This window comes from Streptomyces sp. SID13031 (assembly GCF_010548305.1).
GTDB lineage: Bacteria > Actinomycetota > Actinomycetes > Propionibacteriales > Kribbellaceae > Kribbella.
This window is the reverse complement of sequence record NZ_JAAGLV010000002.1, coordinates 315,986-331,687: the sequence shown is the minus strand read 5'-3', so window position 1 is coordinate 331,687 and position 15,702 is coordinate 315,986. Positions and strand designations below refer to the sequence as shown.

The window sequence follows — 15,702 nt, the reverse complement described above, 5'->3', positions numbered from 1 at the left end:
CTGGGATCACTTGGTGATGTTGACCGAGACCGCAGCGCTGGTGGCCTTGGCGGTGATGACGCGGAACTTGTTCACGCCGACCCGGCCGCTCTGCACCCAGACCGAGTAGGTCGACTTGCTGGTCACCTTGGTGGTGGCCGGGAAGTTGACCCACTTGCCGGCCTGCAGGCGCTGGACCTGGACGACCGAGTTCTTCGCGATACCGGTGGTCTTGCCGGTGAAGGAGACCTTGGCCCACGCCTTCGCGGTGGCCTTGTCCGACTTGATCGTGATCGCCGGCTTGGCCGCGACGGTGCCGGCGGCAACGGTACCGACGTGGGTGTCCGGCGTCGCGTTGGCCTGCAGGGCGCCGGCGATGCCGACCCCACCGGCGGCCAGAGCGATGCCCGCGACGACGGCGGCGGAACGGCGAACGACCTGAGAGCGAGTGCGCATGATGTGGTGGTTTCCCCTCGTGTGTATGGGGTTCTGGTGAACCCGACATCATGGGAGACGCCGCCACTTCGCGAAAGGTTGTGTTACGACTCCATCTCAGGACTATCGGGCAGAACCAGCCGCGCACAGGCACCGCCGCCGGGTGCCGTGCCGAAGGTCAGCTCGGCGCCGAGCACCTTCGCGTGGCCGGCCGCGATGGTCAGGCCGAGGCCATGGCCGACGCCGCGCTCGGCCATCCCGGACCGGAACCGACGGGGGCCCTCGGCAATCAACTCCTCGGGGTAGCCGTTGCCGTGGTCGACCACCTCGATGGTCCGGCCGTGCACGGTCACCTCGATCGGCGGCTTGCCGTGCCGCAGGCCGTTGACGATCAGGTTCGCCAGGATCCGCTCGATCCGGCGGGAGTCGGTCGAGATGGTCTCCTCCCGGCCGATCCGGTGGACGACGACGCTGTCCGGCGCCAGCGACTGCTGCATCCGCAACCGGCCGACCGCCGAGCCGACGAAGGCGCCGATCCCGACGTGCTCGAGATCGGCCTGCTCGACGCCCGAGTCGAACCGGGCGATCTCGAGCAGATCCTCGACCAGCCGCCGCAGGACCTTGGCGCGGTCCCTGACGAGCTCGCTGGGGCGTCCTGGGGGCAACAGCTCAGCGGCGGTCAGCAGGCCGGTGACCGGCGTCCGGAGGTCGTGGGCGACGTCCGCGGTGAAGCGCCGCTCGGCTTCCAGTTGACCGCGCAACGAACTGGCCATCGTGTCGAGAGCCGTGGCCAGCGCCTGGACCTCGTCCTTGCCCTTACCCGCGGCGCCCGCGGCCGAGGCGTCCAGGTCCCCCGCCGCGATGCGGCGCGCAGTACCGGCGACGGCGACGATCCTCCGGGACAGGCTGCCCGCCGCGATGACGCTGCCAAGGGCGACCAGCGCGACCGTACCGATGCCACCGAGGATCAGGGCCTGGCGCAGCGCGTTCATCGACGGGTCATTGGCGTCGTAGTCCTGGACGATCGACAGGATCTTGCCGTCCTTGACGCCCACCGCCGCCCACATCTTGGCGTTCGGCGACGCCGTCTTGAAGGTCGCTCGCTTACCGTTCATGACAGCGTCCCGCAACGACGGCGGCAGATCCGGATCGTCCAGCCGCGCCCCGAACACCGGGATCTCGTTGCTTTCGTAGCTCTGCGCCGCCGCCTGGATCCGCTCGTCGGCGAAGCTGCGCGTACGGTCCAGCCGGGCCGACTGGGCCTGGGTATAGACCGCCACGCACAACACCAAAATCGCCAGCGACGAAACCAGAACGAAGATCAGGCCTAGTTTGCTTCTAAGGCCCACATCAGGCCCGCAGCTTGTATCCGAATCCGCGCACGGTTTCGATCCGGTCCGCGCCGATCTTCGTCCGGAGCCGTTGCAGGTGGACGTCGACCAATCGGCCGTCGCCGCCCCACTCGTAGTCCCAGACGCGTTGCAGCAGGGTGGACCTGCTCAGCACTACGCCGGGGTTGTTGGCGAACTCGATCAGCAGCTTGAGCTCGGTCGGGGTTAGCTGGACGGTAGTACCGGCCCGCCGCACCTCGAGCGCCTCGCGATCCAGCTCCAGATCGCCGAACGACTCCACGCTCGCGCCGGTCGCCTGGGTCGGCCGTTCGGGATCGGCCACCGCACGCCGCATCACCGCGCGCAACCGGGCTACCAGCACCTGGGTGTCGAACGGCTTGGTGACGTAGTCGTCGGCGCCGGCCTCCAGGCCGAGCACCACGTCCAGCGCGTCACCGCGGGCGGACACCATCACGATCGGGACCGTGCTGGTCTCCCGGATCCGGCGGCACACGGAGATGCCGTCCAGGCCGGGCAGCATGATGTCGAGCATCACCGCGTCCGGATGGATCTTCTCGAAACTCTCGATTGCCTCGAGGCCGTCCTCGGCCGTCGTGACGTCGTACCCATGGCGTTCAAGGGTGAGTTGGGTCGCCTCACGGATCACCGCGTCGTCCTCGACCATGAGGATGCGCGCTGCCGGTTCTTCCGGTACCACTGAAGTTCAGTCTCCCTTTTGTTCCTTCGTGCTCACCTTGGTCACCTGCCCACCGGCCCAACGGTAGACCTCGACCAGGCGTCCGGACGGACAGCAAGGCGCGTCCTCCGGGTTGAATATCTCCGATTCGGCCACCAGATCGCCCTGTCGGCTGGGAATGATCTTCAACTGCTCGGCCTTCAAACTCCAAACCCGCCGCGGTCCCTTCGGCGAGTCGGCCATCAGAACGGCCCCGACGACGAAGCTCTCGACCGTGTGGATCAGCACCACCAGTTGCGGCTGACCGCTCTTCAACACGTCGACGGAGGCGCCCCGGGTGAGGCAGCGCTCGACGATCGTGCACTTAGCGACGATGGTCTTGAAGAACGGGTCCAGGGCCGTGTCGGCCTGGAGGCTGCTGCGGACCTGCGGCAGCGTCATCTTCGACTCCGCGACCTTGACCGCGGGCGTCGGCGCGGCCGTGGGCGTGGGCGTCTGGGCCGGCCCGAAGCCGCGGTTCGTCGATACCGAAGGCCTCGCCGGGGTCGCGGCCGGCTCGGCGCCCTCGACCCGCAGGCCACTGCCGTTCGCGCAGCCGGACAGCACGACGAGGACGGTCAGCGCCAGCGCGGCCGGCAGCAACTGCCTTGCTCGCATGGGTGACCTCCAGCCTCGCCTCACGGTATCTCCCCCGGTTTCAGACAACTGCCTTCCATAGTGCGGCCGGCACGTCACATTCGACGGCCGTGAACGTCGAATGGCCTCGGCAGTTGCGTTGCGGTTGAGTCACAGAACTTAGAAGAACCCTCACGAAACGACCTTGCCCGGATTCAGGACGTTTTTCGGGTCCAGCGCGGCCTTGATCGCGCGGTGCACCGAGACCGCCACCGGACCGATCTCCCGGACCAGCCAGTCGCGCTTGAGCATCCCGATCCCGTGCTCGCCGGTGATCGTGCCGCCGAGCTCCAGACCGACCTCCATGATCTTGTCGAAGGCCACCTGGGCGCGCGCCGCCTGGTCGGGATCGTCCGCGTCGAACACGACGGTCGGGTGCATGTTGCCGTCACCCGCATGGCCGAGCACGCCGACGGTGATGTCCAGGTCGACCGCGATCTGCTCGACCGCGCCGATGAAGTCCGCCAGCCGGGAGCGCGGGACGCACACGTCGTCGATCATCGTCGTACCGAGCTGCTCCAGCGCGACCAGTGCGGCCCGCCGAGCCTCCAGCAGGAGCTCGCCCTCGGCCGGGTCGTCCGCCTCGATGCACTCGATCGCGCCGTACTGGCGGCAGAGCTTGGCCACGGTCGCCACGTCGGCGGCACCTGCCTCGCCGCCTGCGTCCGACTGGGCGATCAGCATCGCCGCGGCCTCGGTCGGCAGGTCCATCCGCTTGTAGTCGTTGACCGCCTTGATCGTGGTCCGGTCCATGATCTCCAGCAATGAGAGCGAGACGCCGCTGCGGATGATCTCGACGATCGCCTCGCCGGCCGCGACGCCGGAGTCGAACAGCGCCGCCATCGTCCGCGGCCGGGCTGTCTCCGGGCGCAGCGCGAGCGTGGCCTCGGTGATGATCCCGAGCGTGCCCTCGCTGCCGACGATCAGCTTGGTCAGGTCGTAGCCCGCGACGCCCTTGACGGTGCGCCGGCCGGTTCGCAGGATCTGGCCGTCGGCCAGCACCACCTCGAGCGCGAGCACGTAGTCGGTGGTCACCCCGTACTTGACGCAGCACAGCCCGCCCGAGTTGGTCGACAGGTTGCCGCCGATCGAGCAGAACTCCCAGCTCGACGGGTCGGGCGGGTAGAACAGGCCCTGCTCGGCGACCGCGCGCGACAGGACGGCGTTGAACACGCCGGGCTGGGTCACGACATACCGGTCGACGGGCTCGATCTCGAGGATCTTGTCCATCTTCTCGAGGGAGATCACGATGCAGCCGTCGAGCGCGTTCGCCGCGCCCGACAGCCCCGAGCGGGCACCTTGGGGCACGACGGGGACGCCCGCGTCGGCGGCGATCTTCACCGCCGCCTGGACGTGGGCCGTCTCCCGCGCGAGCACCACCGCGATCGGCTCGCCGGCCGGGCAGAACATCGCCCGGTCGTACCGATAGCTCTGGATCCGGTCGTGATCGGTCACCAGCGCCTCCGGCGGCAGCGCTTGCCGGAGACGCTCGACTAGATCGTTCATATGACCGAGCCTAGGCGGTTTTCTGTTGTGTGGCAGGTGCTCAGCGGGTCCGGGAGGTGGCGTTCTCCGAGATCTCCGTGAAGCCGCTGCCGTAGTTCTGGAACTCGCGGGCGATCGAGACGAACGTGACGCCACCGTCGGTGGACTTCACCTTCGGCGTCCGGCAGGTTCGCTGCCCGGCGGTCACGGCGCCGTTGCCACCGCTGCTGTCACACGACAGCGAGCGGCCGGCGTTGTTGCCGCCGTACTGGACCAGGTAGGCGTTCGCCTTCTGGTTGCTCTTCAGCCGCGGGTTCATGGTGATCTCGGCCCAGTACTGCGAACAGCTGTCGCGGACGAGCCGGACACTGCCCCAGGTGGGTGGTCGGTGGTCGCGCAAGATACTTGCGGACGAGATGGATGTCGCACCCCGGCAGCTCGCGGCTGGTGCCGCCTGAGCTGATGTGGCCAAGGCGATCACGCCTACCCCGGCCAGTCCCGCGGTGCTGAGCACAATGCCCAGTGTCTTCATCGGAAAACCCTTCCTGAGCGTACGCCCCGACGCACACTCATTGGGCACAGTACGCGAACCTCCCCTGACCTGACAGTCAATCCGGTAATCGGACGCACATACGCGTCCGTACGGTGTGTCGCGGGCGTGTCACAGTGGGTATAAGAAACCTGCCCCTCACCCCGAGAGGGTGAAGGGCAGGTCGTTGCGGCCTCAGAGGTTGCCGCGGCGCTCCTGCTCGCGCTCGATCGCCTCGAACAGCGCCTTGAAGTTGCCCTTGCCGAAGCCGAGCGAGCCGTGCCGCTCGATCAACTCGTAGAACACCGTCGGCCGGTCGCCGATCGGCTTGGTGAAGATCTGCAGCAGGTAGCCGTCCTCGTCGCGGTCGACCAGGATCTTGCGCTTCTGCAGCTCCTCGATCGGCGCCCGGACGTTGCCGATCCGCTCCCGCAGCTCCGGGTCCTCGTAGTACGAGTCGGGCGTGTTCAGGAACTCGACGCCGTTGGCGCGCATGATGTCGACGGTGCGCAGGATGTCGTTGGTGGCCAGCGCGATGTGCTGGGCGCCGGCGCCGTCGTAGAACTCCAGGAACTCGTCGATCTGCGACTTCTTCTTCGCGATGGCCGGCTCGTTCAGCGGGAACTTGACCCGGTGGTTGCCGTTGGCCACCACCTTGCTCATCAGCGCGGAGTAGTCGGTGGCGATGTCGTCGCCGATGAACTCCGCCATGTTCACGAAGCCCATCACCTTGTTGTAGAAGGTGACCCACTCGTCCATCAGGCCGAGCTCGACGTTGCCGACGACGTGGTCGACGGCCTGGAACAGCCGCTTCGGGTGCCCCTCGGGCCGGACGACCAGGGTCTTCGCCTCGACGAAGCCCGGCAGGTACGGTCCGTCGTACTTGCTGCGGTCGATCAGCGAGTGCCGGGTGTCCCCGTACGCCGCGATGGCGGCCCGGCGAACCGTGCCGTGCTCATCGGTCACGTCGTGCGGCTCCTCGAGCACGGTGGCACCCTGGGCGCGGGCGTGCGCGATGCACTTGTCGACGTCCGGCACCTCGAGCGAGATGTCCGAGACACCGTCGCCATGCTTGCGGTGGTGCTCGTTCAGCGAGCTGGCCGGGTTCACGCCGCCGGTGATGACGAAACGCGCCGAGCCGGCCTTCAGTACGAACGCCTTGTGGTCCTTGTTGCCGTTCTCCGGACCGGAGTACGCGACCAGGTCCATCCCGAACGCGAGCTGGTAATACTTCGCGGTCTGGGTGGCGTTGCCGACCACGAACACCACGGCATCCATCGCCGTGACGGGGAACGGGTCGGTGCTCTCGTCGTACGGAACCAGCCCGACGAGCTGCTTCAACTGGTCGAGGTCGAGATCCGCGTCGAGCTCTGCAGGGGTGAGGTCGGTGCTGGTCATCGGGGTCCTCCCGGTTGGTGTCGGCTTCTGGGTGAGCTTCTCCGGGTCAGGACAGGTTGCGCAACAGATCCGTTTTTCTCTGAACAGTCTGACTAGTATTCTCAGCCTTCTATTGGACTATTTGGTCACCCTGACCACCCCTGGAGGACCCCATGCCCGGAGTGGACGCGCTCGACGCCCGCATCCTCGACCTGTTCGCCGCCGAGCCCCGAGTCGGCGTCCTGGAGGCCTCCCGCCGCCTGGGCGTCGCCCGCGGCACGGTCCAGGCCCGCCTGGACCGCCTCTCCCGCGACGGCGTGGTCCGAGGCTGGGGCCCGGACGTCGACACGACCCAGATCGGCTACCCGGTCACGGCCTTCGCCACCCTGCAGATCGAGCAGGGCTCAGGCCACAAGACGGTCGCCGCCGCACTGGCCGCCATCCCGGAGGTACTGGAGGTCCACACGATCACCGGCGCAGAAGACCTCTGGTGCCGAATAGTGGCCCGCTCCAACGCCGACCTCCAACGGGTGATCGACCAGGTAGTCATCGTCCGAGGCATCCAACGAGCCTCAACCGTGATCGCCCTGGCCGAACAGGTCCCCCACCGAGTCCTCCCGCTACTCCACGCTGCCAGTCGTTAGTACTCGTAGGCGCTGACGTCGTAGGGGGCGGTTAGGCGAGGCGTTTGGCTACTTCTACTGCGGCTCGGGCTACTCGGGGGCCTACGAAGTCTCGATCTAGTTTGCCTAGGACCACTACGCCGATGGAGGCTTCTACGCCTGGTACGCCGAGGACCGGGGAGGAGACGCCTTGGGCGCCGGCCTGGAGTTCGCCGGCCGTGATGACGAAGGGGCGGCCGGCTGGGTCTGGTTTGCGGCGGCCGGCCAGGATCGCCTTGCCGGCGGCGCCCTGGTCGAGTGCGTGCCGGGAGCCCATCCGGTAGGAGACGTGGAAGTCGGTCCAGCTCGGCTCGATCACCGCGATCGCGAGTGCCTCGTCACCGTCGGCCACGGTGAGGTGAGCCGTCGCGCCCGTGTCCTCCGCCAGCGAGCGCAGTACGGGGAGAGCGGCGTCGCGCAGGGTCGGCTGAACGCGGCGGGAATAGTGCAGTACCGCAAGCCCGAGGCGGGCGCGGCCTTCACTGTCGCGGCGGACGAGGCGGTGGAGCTCCAGCGTGTTGACCAGGCGGTAGACGACCGTCCGGGAGACGCCCAGCGAGGCGGCCAACTCGGTGATCGAGAGGCCGTCCGGGGCGTCCGCCAGCAACTCGAGGACCGTCAGTCCCCGGTCGAGCGTCTGGGACGTCTCAGCGGGCACAGGCGAAGCGTAACCTTTTTCGGCCGCGGCCCGATGTCCCCGTATCTTGCTGCCGTGCGAAATTACTGGGCGCTGCTCCCCGCGATCGCCATCTGCGTCGGCCTCCTCCTCCTGTACGCCGTACCGACGCTGGTCAATCCGCAGTGGACGAGCAGCATCCTGGGCCTGTTCAAGCAGCTCCCCGGCGGCGACGAAACCGAGGAGCCGGCCCCGCTCGGCCCGAAGCAGATCCATTCCCGGCGGATGCTCGCCGGCGCCCTGGTGCTCGGCGCGCTGGCGCTGATCGGCTTCAACGTCTCGCTCAACCGGGAGGCGAACGGCTGCTACCAGGTGGCCAAGGCGTGGGGTGCCGCCGACGACCGGAAGAAGGACGCCGATCCGTGCGTCGACAAGATCTTCGGCGCGTTCCTCAGCGACGGCAACGGCGAGGTCCTGGAGGATTCGCAGCAGCCTGTTCCCGGCTACCAGGTGGTCAAGGGCAAGCAGCCGACGTACCTGAAGTGGATCCAGAACCCGCCGAAGCGGGACGGGGTGAGCCTGGTGTTCGGCGTCGGCTTCAACTGCTCGAGCGATCTGAAGGTGACGGAGGCCGACGACAAGATCACCGCCGTGATCGACAACACCGAGCCGTGCCCGCCGGACGGCCAGATCGAGGTCATCACGATCAAGCTCAAGAAGCCGGTCGGCGACCGGCCGATCGTCACGGTCGACGGTAAGCCGATCCCCAAGATCGACCCCGACCTGCCGTCCTGGGGCACGGTGCTGAAGGAGCTCGCGACCGGCGGCTGAGCCCAGCGCAGCGGTCCTGAGCACAGGACCAGGGCGTCAGCAACGCGCGAACCTGCGGGTCGTACCAGGGGCGTCAGCGCAACGCGCGGACCTGCGAGTCGTACCGGCGGAAGGGCTTGTTCCAGGCGAGCAGGATCAGCAGGCCGACGATGCAGACCCCGGCCCCGCCGAGCAGCGCGATCGTCGGGGTGCTGAGCGACGCCGTAGTACCGGCCACGAAGTCGCCGAGCCGCGGCCCGCCCGCGACGACCACGATGAAAACCCCCTGCAGCCGCCCGCGCATCGCGTCCGGCGCCGCCGACTGCAAGACAGTGTTCCGGTACGCCGAACTGACCATGTCCGCCGCACCCGACAACGCCAGCAGCGCGACGCCGAGCCAGATCGTGCGCGACAACCCGAACAGCCCGACCGCGGCCGCGTAGACGGTGATCGCCGCGACGATCGCCACTCCTTGCCGCCGGACCCGGCTCACCCAGCCGGAGAACAGCACGCCGATGAGCGCTCCGATCGCGGGCGCGGCCTGCAGCAACCCGACCGTCTTCACGCCGCCCGCGAAGAACGCACCCGCGACGGCCGGGAACAGCGCCCGCGGCTGGGCGAACACCATTGCGAGAATGTCGGCGACAAAGGTCGCCAGCAGCGCCGGAGCGGACCGGAGGAAGGTGAAGCCCTCCAACACCGAGCGCAAGCCGGCCCGGCGTACCAGGCCGGTCGGCGGCACCGGAGGCAGCCGGAACAGCGCGTAGAGCGCGGCCGTGAAGGTGATGACGTCGACCAGGTACGCCGCGCCGAACCCCTGCCACGCGATCACCACGGCACCCAGCAGCGGGCCCGCGGTGAAGCCGAGGTTGAACGCGGCCTGGCTGAGCGTGTTGGCAGCCGGCAGCAGTTCGGGCCGGATGAGTCGCGGGATGATCGCGGACCGCGCCGGGTTGTTCACCGCGAAGCAGGCCGACTGGACGGCGACCACGGTGTACAGGAGCCAGACCTGGTTCCAGTGCAGCTCGGACTGGGCGACCAGCACCATCGAGAGCAGCCAGAGGCCACCGGATGAGGCGAGGGCGAGCGTACGGCGGTCGATGACGTCGGCCATCGCGCCGCCGTACAGGCCGAAGACGACCAGTGGTACCAGCGCGGACAGTCCGACCAGGCCGACCGAGAAGGTCGAGTGGGTCAGCGCGTAGACCTGGATCGAGACCGTCACCGCGGTCATCTGCTGACCGAGCTGCGAGACCGTCGACCCGATCCATAACCGGCGGAAATCGGCCGATTCCTTGAGCGGACGAATATCGGTCAGCAGACGGGCCACGGAGCTGAACTTATGTCACGACTTATTCCTCAACACAGCAGCCCGGGTCTCACCAGGGCAGGCGGCCGCTCTCGGCGTGGACCTGACCGGTCGGGCCATCAGCAGCCAGCGTTGCCAGCTGGACGGCGACGGCCGCACCCTGGGCCGGCGTACGGGCCGTGTCCCAGCCGCCCATCTCGGTCGCGCACTTGCCCGGATCGGCGGCGTTGACGAGGATGCCCGAGCCGCGGAGCTCGTTGGCGAGCATCACGGTGACCATGTTGACCGCGACCTTGGACGAGTTGTAGCCGAGCGTACGGACGGTCGACATCCGCGATTCGGGGTCGCCGACGAGCGTGAAGGACGCGAGCGAGGTGGACAGGTTGACGATCCGCGCGGCGGGCGCCTTTCGCAGTACCGGGAGCAGCGCGGTGGTGACTTCGATCAGGCCGATCACGTTGGTCTCGAAGCCAGCCCGCAGTACGTCGGCGGCAACCTCCGTCACGCCCGCGTCGCCGTCGGGGATGATCGCGGCGTTGTTCACCAGTACGTCGAGCCGCCCGTGCTCGGCCGCGATCCGGGCGGCGGCTTGGCGTACGGACACGGGGTCGGTCACCTCCAGCTGGATCGTCTCGGCTTTGATGCCGTCAGCAACGAGTCCCTTGGCCGCCAGCTCACCGCGGGCGTGATCCCGGGAGCCGATCAGCACGGTGTAGCCGGCCTCGCCCAGCTGGCGGGCGATCTCCTTGCCGATTCCCTTGTTGGCTCCGGTGATGAGTGCGACTTGGTTCATGGCTTGGTTCATGCCTTCGAGCTTTGCCTTGTTTCACCGTCGCAGGCAGAGCGGGCCGAACCTGGGACCGGCGGTCCCTGGTTGGCATGCGGCGGACTTGAGATGCTGGGGTCATGGACAGGGCACAGCTGGCGGAGTTCCTCCGCATCCGGCGGGAGCGATTGCATCCCGACGATGTGGGCCTGCCCGCCGGGCTCCGGCGCCGCACTCCGGGCCTACGGCGCGAGGAGGTCGCTTCGCTCGCCACGATGTCGACGGACTACTACACCCGCCTGGAGCAGGGGCGTGGCCCGCGACCGTCGCGGCCGGTACTGACCGGGCTGGCCCGGGCGTTGCGGCTGTCCGACGACGAGCGGGCTCATCTGTTCCGGCTCGCTGGCGAGCAGCCCGCGCCTCCGCCGGGTCCGCCCGCGGACGTGCGCACCGGAGTACTGCGGATGCTGGCGCGGCTCGATGTTCCCGGCTTAGTTCTCGACGCGAAATATGACGTACTGGCGTGGAATCCGTTGGCGGCGGCGCTGATCGCCGACTTCTCCGCCCTGCCACCGCGGCAGCGGAACTTGTTGCGCCTGCGGTTCCTGTCCGGGTCGCGGCAGCGGGAGCGGTTCGGGGAGTCGCAGACAGTGGAGTTCGCGCGGGAGTCGGCGGCGGATCTGCGGGCTGCGACCGGACGCTATCCGGAGGACCCGTCGATCGCTGCGCTGGTGCGGGAGCTGGTCGAGGGCAGCGAGGAGTTCGCGCGGATCTGGGCGCTACATGAGGTCGCGACGCAGCAGAGCATGTGCCAGACGATTCTCCACCCGACGGTCGGGCAGATAGACGTGATCTGCGAGGTGCTCGTCATCCCTGACCGCGACCAGCGCGTGGTGCTCTACACCGCAGACCCCGGCTCCCCCTCCGACCAGGCGATCCGCCTACTGGAGGTCGTCGGCACCCAGTCCCTCACGAGCCCACCAGTGGTGGGCTCGGACAGGAAACGGCGGGCTTGAAACCGCCCAGGGCACACCTTGTTCAAGCCCACCGTTTGGTGTTCAAGGTCGCCCGATAAGTCGTCGGCAGCCGGCACATCGGCCGAGGTCGTCCGTGCGAGGTGGGTGGCTCAGGCTCGGTGTGTGGTGCGCGAGGTGGGTGGCTCAGGCTCGGCGTTGGGTGGCCCAGTCGCGGATCAGTTCTATCCGGTCCCGGAGTTCCGTTGAGGAGGCGTGGGCTGCCGCGGGGCCGCCCAGTTTGCGGCGGAGATCGTTGTGGATGACGCCGTGCGGCTGGCCGGTGCGGTGGTGCCAGGCGGCGACCAGGCCGTTGAGCTCGCGGCGGAGGAGGGCCACCTGCTCGTGGGTGGCCAGCTCGACCGGGGTCGGGTCTTCGCGGTCCGAGGAGTCGCCGCGCTGGGACTTCTTCTGCCGGGCGAGCGACTTCGCCTGCCGGGTGCGGAGGAGCTCGCGGACCTGGTCGGGCTCCAGCAAACCGGGCAGGCCGAGGAAGTCGAGCTCCTCGTCGGACCCGATATCACCACCCGTGCCGTAGTCGCCGCCGTCGAAGACGACCCGGTCGAAACTCGCGTCCGACCCGAGCGCCTCGAACTTGCCCTCCAGGTCATCGCTCGCGCCTTCAGCCTCGTTGGCCTTCCGCAGCAGGTCGTCCTCGAGGCCGAAGATGTCGCCGTCCTCGTTCGAGTTCTTCCGGCCGAGCACGTGGTCGCGCTCGACCTCCATCTCGGCCGCGAAGCTCAGCAGCCGGGTCACCGACGGCACGAACACCGACGCCGTCTCACCCCGCTTGCGGGCCCGGACGAACCGGCCGACGGCCTGGGCGAAGAACAGCGGCGTCGAGGTCGGCGTCGCGTAGACCCCGACCGCCAGCCGCGGTACGTCGACGCCCTCGCTCACCATCCGGACGGCGACCATCCAGCGCTGCTCGCCGTCGGAGAACTTCTGGATCTTCTTGCTCGACGCCTTCTCGTCGGACAGTACGACGGTCGGCGCCTCGCCGGTCAGCTCACGCAGGACCTTCGCATAGGCCCGGGCCGTGTTCTGGTCACCCGAGATGACCAGCCCGCCCGCGTCGGGCATGTGCCGGCGTACCTCGGTCAGCCGCTTGTCGGCGGCAGCCAGTACTGCGGGCATCCACTCGCCGGCCGGGTCGAGCGCGGTCCGCAACGCCTGGGCGGTCAGGTCCTTGGTCAGCGGCTCGCCGAGGCGGGCGGCGATCTCGTCACCGGCCTTGGTGCGCCAGCGCATCTCACCGGAGTACGACATGAAGATGACCGGCCGTACGACGTGGTCGCGGAGCGCGTGCCCATAGCCGTAGGTGTAGTCGGCCTGGCTGCGCGCGGCCCCGTCATGGCCGTACTCGTAGGTGACGAACGGGATCGGGTTGTCGTCGCTGCGGAACGGCGTACCGGTCAGCGCGAGGCGGCGGGTCGCGGGATCGAAGGCCTCCCGCACGCCCTCGCCCCAGCTGAGCGCGTCACCACCGTGGTGCACCTCGTCGAGGATCACCAGGGTGCGGAACTTCTCGGTCCGGACCCGGAAGGCGAGCGGATTCACCGCGACCCCGGCGTACGTGACAGCGACGCCCTGGAAGTCCTTGTTCGTCCTGCCCTTGCCACCGGAGAACGTCGGGTCGATCGCGATCCCGGCCTTGTCGGCGGCGTCGGCCCACTGGACCTTCAGATGCTCGGTCGGCGTCACCACGGTGATCCGGTCGATCACCCGGCGATGCAGCAGCTCGGCGGCGACGGTCAGCGCGAAAGTGGTCTTACCGGCACCCGGCGTCGCGACCGCCAGGAAGTCCTTCTGTTGCTTGTCGAAGTAGAGCTGGAGTGCTTCCGCCTGCCAGGCCCGCAGCTTGCTCGCAGTTCCCCACGCGGCGCGGTCCGGGTAGGCCGGAGGTAGCACGGCTGGTGCTGCAGGCACGTGCGAATCCACGGACGGCATACTCCCCCGATAGTCGACTGTCGGCCGTACAGGAACGTTACCCGAGATCCCCTACAAGGTCAGATCGGCGGGCGCCACCGAGACGACGAACGGCAACGACAGCTCCACGACCTGGTCCCCGACGACCTTCGCCACCTGCGCATATGCCCCGTCCCGCATCTCCCACGCGATCAGCTCCGGCGTGTCGGGATCGATCACCCAGTAGGACTGGCACCCGGCCGCCTCGAACCGGGAGAACTTCAGCATCACATCGATCCGGCGAGTGCTCGGTGAGAGCACCTCGACGGCGAGCAACGGCGCCTGCGGCAGATCCCGCTCGGTGAAGTCCTCACGCCGCGCGACCAGCACATCGGGCTGCATGATCGTGTCCTGGCTGATGGCGACATCGGTGGGCGCGATCATGACCTTCAAGTCGGGGGGACATGCGGCCTTGAGCTCGAGGGCAAGATTCAGCACCACATCCTGATGTCGGATCGAGGGCGCCGGTGTCATGATCAGCGCCCCGTCGATGAGCTCGTAGCGGTGTCCGTCATCGGGCATCCGGTCGAGATCGTCCCGGGTCAGCGGCCCGCTCCGTCGCCAAGGCGGCGGGTACTGCGGCTCGGGTTCCATGACTGCCATGGTGCCTCCTTTTGTGGTCCATACCTACAAAGTGCCGTCATCTGCCCTGGGCTTCCCCAGTTGTCCACAGGGCAATCTGCGGCGGCCGGCTGTGGAGAAGTTCTGGGAGTTGGACGGTCGGGCGACCTACACTCGTGGCTATGAGTACTCAGCTGAGCCCCGGCGCAGAGACGGTCATCGACGAGCGGACCATGCCGTCGCTGGACGAGGGCGATCACGAGCGGTTCTCGCACTACGTGCCGAAGGACAAGCTGACCGAGGCGATGGTGATGGGCACCCCGGTCGTCGCGCTGTGCGGCAAGGTCTGGGTGCCGAGTCGCGACCCGCAGAAGTTCCCGGTCTGTCCGGAGTGCAAAGAGATCTGGGAGACCCTCCACCCCGGTGACGGGGACGGCGAAGGCGACAAGGAGTAACCCGCCCCGAGAGCTCGGAGCGCTCCAGGAACGCGGGGCGCTCCAGCTCTAGTTCTGGGTCGGGTCGTCGGGGTAGGTGGCCAGGTAGGCCAGCTGGTCGTGCTGGCGGCGCAGGACGCGTCGCCACAGGCCCTCCGGCTGCAGGCTGAAGACGTCGTCGGGTTCGGACGGTACGACGTACCAGGCGCCTTCGCTGATCTCGCCTTCGAGCTGGCCGCTCGACCAGCCCGCGTAGCCGGCGAAGATCCGCATCCGCTGGATGGCGCCTTCGAGCAGCGCGGGCGGTACGTCGAGATCGATCAGCCCGATCCGGCCGAAGCACTCCCGCCACCCGGGCGGGTCGGCCGACTCGATCACCTCGGCGACCGCGAGGGCGCTGTCGGTGCCCACCGGGCCGCCCATGAAGAGCACGCCGGGCTCGCTCACCGTCTCCGACCAGTCGGCCAGCACCCGATCGACCTCTAGGTCGGCGGCGCGGTTCACCACCACGCCCAGCGCCCCATCCTCGTCGTGATCCAGCAGCAGGATCACCGACCGCCGAAACGGCGGCTCGTCGAGCAACGGGGTCGCCACCAGCAGCGAGCCGGTCAGGGTCGTGGCCGTCATGCACCCATCATGGCGTGCCCGGCACCTTTTTGGGCACACGAAGCTGGGCACGGATCGCGCGGAACCCGAGCCAGGCGCCCAGCGCCAGCCCGCACAGGTCGGCCACGGTGTCGAACGGATCGCCACTGCGGAACGGCAGCCAGAAGTACTGGACCACCTCGCTGATCACCGCGTTCGCCGCGATCACCGGCAGCAACCAGTGAGCCGGTACGCCGCTGCGCAGGCCGAAATAGGCCACGGATCCGAACAGGAACAGATGCGCGAGCTTGTCCGAGTACGGGAAGTCCACGTCGGAGCCGGCCTGATGCGGCGAGTACACCCCGTACAGGTGGATCAGGCAGGCCACCACGAAGGCGGCCCGCCACACCCACGTACTGCGGGAAGTACGGACTTCGGTTGAGGTCAAGATGGTGTCAATCAAAGCAAAC

18 protein-coding genes are annotated in these 15,702 nt (G+C 68.2%); 4 read left to right on the top strand and 14 right to left on the bottom strand.

What is annotated here, in order from left to right; genetic code table 11:
• Nucleotides 1-6 precede the first annotated feature (6 nt).
• The 7 genes from G3I17_RS05700 to hppD all read right to left on the bottom strand — a co-directional run bounded on the left by G3I17_RS05700 (nucleotide 7) and on the right by hppD (nucleotide 6,529).
• A complete protein-coding gene (locus tag G3I17_RS05700) occupies nucleotides 7-435 on the bottom strand; it encodes a hypothetical protein (protein WP_164594780.1) in 429 nt (142 codons plus the stop codon).
• A gap of 83 nt (nucleotides 436-518) precedes the next feature.
• A complete protein-coding gene (locus G3I17_RS05695) occupies nucleotides 519-1,694 on the bottom strand; it encodes a HAMP domain-containing sensor histidine kinase (RefSeq protein ID WP_203589783.1) in 1,176 nt (391 codons plus the stop codon).
• 70 nt (nucleotides 1,695-1,764) lie between these two features.
• A complete protein-coding gene (gene cseB, locus G3I17_RS05690) occupies nucleotides 1,765-2,430 on the bottom strand; it encodes a two-component system response regulator CseB (protein WP_203589858.1) in 666 nt (221 codons plus the stop codon).
• 39 nt (nucleotides 2,431-2,469) lie between these two features.
• Complete coding sequence (locus G3I17_RS05685; protein ID WP_164594774.1) at nucleotides 2,470-3,099, bottom strand: hypothetical protein; 630 nt, start codon at nucleotides 3,097-3,099, stop codon at nucleotides 2,470-2,472.
• A gap of 150 nt (nucleotides 3,100-3,249) precedes the next feature.
• A complete protein-coding gene (locus G3I17_RS05680) occupies nucleotides 3,250-4,623 on the bottom strand; it encodes an FAD-linked oxidase C-terminal domain-containing protein (protein ID WP_164594772.1) in 1,374 nt (457 codons plus the stop codon).
• Between the two features lie 40 nt (nucleotides 4,624-4,663).
• Nucleotides 4,664-5,134, bottom strand: a complete 471-nt coding sequence (locus G3I17_RS05675; RefSeq protein WP_164594770.1) for a DUF2690 domain-containing protein — start codon at nucleotides 5,132-5,134, stop codon at nucleotides 4,664-4,666.
• Nucleotides 5,135-5,326: 192 nt separating this feature from the next.
• The gene (gene hppD / locus G3I17_RS05670; RefSeq protein ID WP_164594768.1) at nucleotides 5,327-6,529 is read right to left on the bottom strand and encodes a 4-hydroxyphenylpyruvate dioxygenase; all 1,203 of its coding nucleotides are present in this window, start codon (nucleotides 6,527-6,529) and stop codon (nucleotides 5,327-5,329) included.
• Nucleotides 6,530-6,681: 152 nt separating this feature from the next.
• Here hppD and G3I17_RS05665 point away from each other — a divergent pair, with 152 nt between their 5' ends.
• The gene (locus G3I17_RS05665; protein ID WP_164594766.1) at nucleotides 6,682-7,152 is read left to right on the top strand and encodes an Lrp/AsnC family transcriptional regulator; all 471 of its coding nucleotides are present in this window, start codon (nucleotides 6,682-6,684) and stop codon (nucleotides 7,150-7,152) included.
• Nucleotides 7,153-7,183: 31 nt separating this feature from the next.
• Here the strand turns inward: G3I17_RS05665 and G3I17_RS05660 are convergent, their stop codons facing one another.
• Entirely contained in the window at nucleotides 7,184-7,828 is a 645-nt protein-coding gene (locus tag G3I17_RS05660; protein ID WP_012919439.1) for a helix-turn-helix domain-containing protein, read from the bottom strand.
• Nucleotides 7,829-7,882: 54 nt separating this feature from the next.
• On the opposite strand from G3I17_RS05660, the gene G3I17_RS05655 reads away from it, so the two are divergent.
• Complete coding sequence (locus tag G3I17_RS05655; protein ID WP_203589782.1) at nucleotides 7,883-8,617, top strand: hypothetical protein; 735 nt, start codon at nucleotides 7,883-7,885, stop codon at nucleotides 8,615-8,617.
• Nucleotides 8,618-8,690: 73 nt separating this feature from the next.
• Here the strand turns inward: G3I17_RS05655 and G3I17_RS05650 are convergent, their stop codons facing one another.
• Nucleotides 8,691-9,926 (bottom strand): MFS transporter, encoded by a 1,236-nt coding sequence (locus G3I17_RS05650; protein WP_164594762.1) that lies wholly within the window; start codon nucleotides 9,924-9,926, stop codon nucleotides 8,691-8,693.
• Nucleotides 9,927-9,975: 49 nt separating this feature from the next.
• Entirely contained in the window at nucleotides 9,976-10,698 is a 723-nt protein-coding gene (locus tag G3I17_RS05645; protein WP_164594760.1) for an SDR family oxidoreductase, read from the bottom strand.
• 113 nt (nucleotides 10,699-10,811) lie between these two features.
• On the opposite strand from G3I17_RS05645, the gene G3I17_RS05640 reads away from it, so the two are divergent.
• A complete protein-coding gene (locus G3I17_RS05640; RefSeq protein WP_164594758.1) occupies nucleotides 10,812-11,687 on the top strand; it encodes a helix-turn-helix transcriptional regulator in 876 nt (291 codons plus the stop codon).
• Between the two features lie 144 nt (nucleotides 11,688-11,831).
• Here G3I17_RS05640 and G3I17_RS05635 read toward each other — a convergent pair whose 3' ends face one another.
• Both G3I17_RS05635 and G3I17_RS05630 read right to left on the bottom strand, forming a co-directional pair.
• Nucleotides 11,832-13,613 (bottom strand): DEAD/DEAH box helicase, encoded by a 1,782-nt coding sequence (locus G3I17_RS05635; protein ID WP_343238215.1) that lies wholly within the window; start codon nucleotides 13,611-13,613, stop codon nucleotides 11,832-11,834.
• A 72-nt stretch (nucleotides 13,614-13,685) separates the two neighbouring features.
• Nucleotides 13,686-14,255 (bottom strand): Uma2 family endonuclease, encoded by a 570-nt coding sequence (locus tag G3I17_RS05630; RefSeq protein WP_164594754.1) that lies wholly within the window; start codon nucleotides 14,253-14,255, stop codon nucleotides 13,686-13,688.
• A gap of 191 nt (nucleotides 14,256-14,446) precedes the next feature.
• Here G3I17_RS05630 and G3I17_RS05625 point away from each other — a divergent pair, with 191 nt between their 5' ends.
• Complete coding sequence (locus G3I17_RS05625; protein ID WP_239062274.1) at nucleotides 14,447-14,668, top strand: DUF3039 domain-containing protein; 222 nt, start codon at nucleotides 14,447-14,449, stop codon at nucleotides 14,666-14,668.
• 48 nt (nucleotides 14,669-14,716) lie between these two features.
• On the opposite strand, the gene G3I17_RS05620 is transcribed toward G3I17_RS05625, so the two are convergent.
• Both G3I17_RS05620 and G3I17_RS05615 read right to left on the bottom strand, forming a co-directional pair.
• Nucleotides 14,717-15,274, bottom strand: coding sequence for a YqgE/AlgH family protein (locus tag G3I17_RS05620; protein WP_164594750.1), 558 nt, complete (start codon nucleotides 15,272-15,274; stop codon nucleotides 14,717-14,719).
• A gap of 7 nt (nucleotides 15,275-15,281) precedes the next feature.
• Nucleotides 15,282-15,680, bottom strand: coding sequence for a hypothetical protein (locus G3I17_RS05615; protein ID WP_203589780.1), 399 nt, complete (start codon nucleotides 15,678-15,680; stop codon nucleotides 15,282-15,284).
• Between the last annotated feature and the right edge of the window lie 22 nt (nucleotides 15,681-15,702).

Coding starts and splice junctions, on each gene's coding strand:
- G3I17_RS05675 (WP_164594770.1), bottom strand. CDS start 5,134: ATGAAGACACTGGGCATTGTGCTCAGCACCGCGGGACTGGCCGGGGTA.
- G3I17_RS05625 (WP_239062274.1), top strand. CDS start 14,447: ATGCCGTCGCTGGACGAGGGCGATCACGAGCGGTTCTCGCACTACGTG.
- G3I17_RS05630 (WP_164594754.1), bottom strand. CDS start 14,255: ATGGCAGTCATGGAACCCGAGCCGCAGTACCCGCCGCCTTGGCGACGG.
- G3I17_RS05680 (WP_164594772.1), bottom strand. CDS start 4,623: ATGAACGATCTAGTCGAGCGTCTCCGGCAAGCGCTGCCGCCGGAGGCG.
- G3I17_RS05685 (WP_164594774.1), bottom strand. CDS start 3,099: ATGCGAGCAAGGCAGTTGCTGCCGGCCGCGCTGGCGCTGACCGTCCTC.
- cseB (WP_203589858.1), bottom strand. CDS start 2,430: ATGGTCGAGGACGACGCGGTGATCCGTGAGGCGACCCAACTCACCCTT.
- G3I17_RS05700 (WP_164594780.1), bottom strand. CDS start 435: ATGCGCACTCGCTCTCAGGTCGTTCGCCGTTCCGCCGCCGTCGTCGCG.
- G3I17_RS05645 (WP_164594760.1), bottom strand. CDS start 10,698: ATGAACCAAGTCGCACTCATCACCGGAGCCAACAAGGGAATCGGCAAG.
- G3I17_RS05665 (WP_164594766.1), top strand. CDS start 6,682: ATGCCCGGAGTGGACGCGCTCGACGCCCGCATCCTCGACCTGTTCGCC.
- G3I17_RS05640 (WP_164594758.1), top strand. CDS start 10,812: ATGGACAGGGCACAGCTGGCGGAGTTCCTCCGCATCCGGCGGGAGCGA.
- G3I17_RS05620 (WP_164594750.1), bottom strand. CDS start 15,274: ATGACGGCCACGACCCTGACCGGCTCGCTGCTGGTGGCGACCCCGTTG.
- hppD (WP_164594768.1), bottom strand. CDS start 6,529: ATGACCAGCACCGACCTCACCCCTGCAGAGCTCGACGCGGATCTCGAC.